Source organism: Pirellulales bacterium (assembly GCA_036490175.1).
In the GTDB taxonomy this organism is placed as follows: domain Bacteria; phylum Planctomycetota; class Planctomycetia; order Pirellulales; family JACPPG01; genus JACPPG01.
The window spans coordinates 1-4,029 of record DASXEJ010000322.1 but is presented as its reverse complement, the minus strand read 5'-3'; the positions used below and the strand labels follow the sequence as shown (position 1 = coordinate 4,029).

At 62.7% G+C, this 4,029-nt stretch carries 2 protein-coding genes; one reads left to right on the top strand and one right to left on the bottom strand.

Annotation, left to right across the window (positions count from 1 at the left end; all coding sequences use genetic code 11):
• The coding region (locus VGG64_24655; protein HEY1602818.1) for a hypothetical protein at positions 1 to 2,130 on the bottom strand (2,130 nt) is incomplete at its 3' end.
• 152 nt (positions 2,131 to 2,282) lie between these two features.
• Here VGG64_24655 and VGG64_24650 point away from each other — a divergent pair.
• Positions 2,283 to 3,599 carry a hypothetical protein gene (locus VGG64_24650; protein HEY1602817.1) on the top strand — a complete coding sequence of 439 codons (1,317 nt, stop codon included), beginning with the start codon at positions 2,283 to 2,285 and terminating at the stop codon, positions 3,597 to 3,599.
• Positions 3,600 to 4,029 lie beyond the last annotated feature (430 nt).

The following is a 4,029-nucleotide window of genomic DNA, read 5'->3' as shown; positions in this document are numbered from 1 at the left end:
AAGCGTGGCGGTCTTATCGGCCGTCGAACCCTCATCGGTGGCGTCGATCTCGAAGTCGAATTCATCGGGGCTGGTCAGATCGCTGTCCGCCGGCACCGTGATCGTCCCGCTCTGGGCCATTGCCATCCCGCTCGCATTCGTAACCGTAAAATCCGCCCCAAACACCGCCGACCCGCTCGTGAACTGATACTGCACCGTCACGTCCTGGCTAGCCCCCGGCGGAATCGTCACCGGGTCGGCGGCGATCTGGCCTTGGGTTGCACCAACGCTGCCGACTTTCGGATCAGGCCACACGGTGATATTCTGTGCGGCGCTCCAGTAGTTGCGGGTGTCGGGCCACCCACTCTTAAGTCCCTTTGCGAGCCCTGGCAATCCGGATGTCAGATCTCCAGCGACAACAAACCAAGTCAAAGTCTCGTGGTTGAAGACCCCCGGCAGCGCCTCCACGGTATTGACGATTGCCTTCCACTGCGCCGGAGTAGGCGTCCAGCTGCCCGTAATGGGTCCCCCGGGACCCGGGTTGGGCTGGTTCTTGACGAAGGTGCTCTGCGCCTTTGGCAACCCTTTTTGTTGCAGAGCCTGCTGTGTGATGTCCACGTAGATCGGGTTTAGAAGCGCGTCGTATCCTGTCAGCACGGCAAATCGAATCGTGAACGTATTCAGCAGGTTCAGCGGCGCGCCGGCGGGCACGTCGGGCGAGCTTGTCTGGGGAATTGTGAATCTAAATGTTGGAACGATGCTGGCCGACCAGTTCGTGCCTGGTGGGGGCGCCGTCAAGGTAACCCCGACGTTTTGTTGCGCGAAAAGATCGCCAAAGGCGAACATCTGCTTGCTTGGGACGTCGCCATTCTGGTTTTTCGTCAGAACATTCCACAGCGCGTTCAGGGTGTCCGGCGTTGCGCCGCCGTTTCTTGCGACGGACGATTGCTGTTGCATGTCCGCGAGGAGAGTCGCGTCGTCGAGTTGCAGAATGGTGCCATTCGAGGCCCTGAAACTGTTTCGCAACTGGTATAACACGCGCGCGACTGTCGCCTCATTATCTTCGCCCTGGCCGGGGGTATTGCTCGTATTGAGCGCGCCACCGGCGTTCCCGGCGTACGCATTCGTCGATAGGGAAGCGGCCCAACGAAAGGTGACGCTCGGAATTGGGGCTGGGTTCGCTGCATTGCCGGCATCGAGCGAGGCGACCACGATCGAGGTGCGCGCGTCCGTGCCAGTTCCCGCGGGCCCGGAAACGACCCCTGGAACGGCATCCGTTCCGGCTAGGCCCATCAAGTAGGCCTTCGTTGCTACCGCGAAATAATCAGCCCAACCCTCGTTAAACGCCTGCAATATTCCGACGGCCTTCGTCGCCGCTTGCCCGGGATTCGGGGAGGTGTAGCGGAAGTTTTCGCTACCGTCGTGGGCCGGTGTGGCGACGTTGGAGAAAAAGCCGAGCGAAAATGCGACGTAATGGCCGTACTCGTGCGCGAACGTGTCGAATGACATTCCGGTGTCGTAGGCCGCCCACACGGTGCCTCCAGAAGCCGGATTTGTGACATCGTTTGCCAAAAAGAATGCTCCCTGCATTGGCCGGTTCGTCTTTGGGTTCGTTGCCTCGGGGTACAAAACTTTCAGCGGTCCCGCGGTTGCGTTGGGCGCAATCTGCGCAGCGTACGCCGCCGCGTTTTCAAGCGTGTCGAAGATCGCGAACGCTGGGTCGGTCGGGTCCGTGCCTTGGAGATTGACGCTGAGCTGCGCTGACCGCGTGCCATCAGCTGCTTTGGCGATATTCTGCGCACTCACTCCGGTGAACTTCGCGAACTGCGGGGTGCCGGTCGCGGGGGCGTCGACTTCCATCAGCGTGGCGAGCGGCACGCCGAGCTTCGCCTGGACTACGAACGTGAATTGGTCGCCCGAGGGTATGTTAGTGAGCGTGATGGCACCGGTGGGGCTCGTAGTCAGCGGCCCGGGCCACGCCGCGCCGTTCTCGGACACATTAACGAGCGCGTTGCGAATCGGGAAGTACTGCAGCGTTGGGTAAGTAAGGCCTGCGGCCGGCGAGCCGGTCACATTTTGGTACTGAAATTGGATCGTCATGGCGTCCAGCAGCAGGCGGCCCTCGAGTTGCTCGAACCGCAGCGACCGCATGGTGGCCGTTTTCTGGCGAATTCTGCGTTGTTTCCGCATTGGTTTGCCCCGTTTGTTATAATTCGATGCTTGGCGTTTTAGCCGTCCGAGCGACGGTGCGCGCGGCCCCTTCCGCGAGCGCGCCACGGCCACTTCTATGATTGGACGCACAGATGCTCCGCAACACGAGCGCGCCGCGCTTCCGCTATCTCCGATTCAGCTTAGGAACTCTCTCCGTCTTTATTGCCGCCACCAGCGCATGCCTCGGCTGGCTCGCCTTCGAGCGGAGCGGGGCGCAGGCTCGTCGCGAGCTTGCGCGGTCGCTCGACGATAAGGGCCTCCGGTACGGCGTCAGTTTCTCGCCGTCCGGCCTTTATCCCCACGCAGCCCCCCCCTGGCCACTACGGTTGCTTGGCGACAAATCGCCAGAATACGGTGACTCCGTAATCGTCAGCGGCCACTCCCCGCCACAAACGGCCGACGGCGTTCTCGCTCGCATGGCACCGCTCACGCAGTTGCACTCAATTTCGCTGAGCGAGCAGATTACCGATGCGGGCGTGGCCAGCCTCGCGGCGTTTCCCGGCCTGCGGGATCTGGATTTCGTCGGCGGCCTGGTCACCGACGCTGGTTTTGCGCGTTTGGGCACCACCGCATCGCTGGAGTCGCTTGAAATAAGGGGGCGGAGCCACGAAATTAGCCTGGCACTTGGGGCGGCCGTCTCGCACCTGGCCAATTTGCGCTCGCTCGAACTCGGGGATCGCGGTGCGGACCCGTGGAACCGCCGGACCCCGATCGCGCCGGGGGCGCTCGCGGGCCTTCCCGGGCTGCAGCGACTACAATATCTTGGGCTTGGCGGCACCGAGGCGACCGACCGGGACCTGCGGTACGTGGCGGCGATCCCGCGATTGCGATCATTGGTCGTCCGTTGCACCTTAATCACCGATACCGGGCTGGAAGCGCTGGCGAGCAACACGTCCATCGAGCGTATCACGCTCTGCTTCACGCTCGCCGATGACGCCGGCATGCGGTCTCTCGGGAGGCTCGGGAACCTGACGGACATCGATTTGTCGGAAACGCGGGTCGGCGATGCAGGGCTCGCGGAACTGGCGGGGCTCACCAACGTGAAATGGCTAAACCTGTCCGGCACGCGCATCACCGACGCTGCCCTGGCGACTATTTCCAAATTCACCAAGCTCGAACGGCTGGACCTGAGTTGCACCGAAGTGACGGATCCCGGCCTCGCGCAGCTATCGCAGCTTAAAAGTCTCCTCGACCTGAACCTCGCGAGCACCCGCATTACGGACGCAGCTCTAGCCCACCTGCGCACCCTGACGGCCCTCTCGGTCCTCAACATCAGCTGCGAGGGCGTGACAGACGCCGCCGCTGCATCGACACGCGCCGCTCTGCCGAGGTGCCAAGTCCAGCACGTGCAGGTATTTCGCTCGCACTTCGGCCCGCGCCGCTGGGACGGGATGGGCGGTGGTTTCTGACACCGCCGCTGGCCGACGCGGCGGGTGCCGGCGCAAACCGCCGGCTCATGCCTGCGGCGATACCGCGGATAGCCCATGCCCGCTGAAGCCCGACGATCCCGGCCGGCGCGGCAGCGGCCGCGCGTGATCCATTCCTGCCTCTGCATCGCTGGCCCCGCCGAGATCTTTCGGCTGTGGTGAATTGTGCGAGCGTTTCGTGCGATCTGCAATTCAACCGAAGTGAGTGCGGCTCAATCTACCGAGCCAATGATCGGTTGCAAGGAAATTCCCCTCCGGTTTTCGGAATGCCGCGCGCCACACGGGGGGCGTTGCGATTCGCGTGCTAGCTCCGTGAGCATCGGTACGGCGGTCCTACCACGATGGTGTAAATACACTAACATTGCACACCATCATCACGCCGCTAGCGCATAATGAGTCGCAAGCGAGCTCA

Bases quoted from the DNA above. Each gene is read 5' to 3' on its own strand.
- VGG64_24650 (HEY1602817.1), top strand. From the start codon at position 2,283: ATGCTCCGCAACACGAGCGCGCCGCGCTTCCGCTATCTCCGATTCAGC.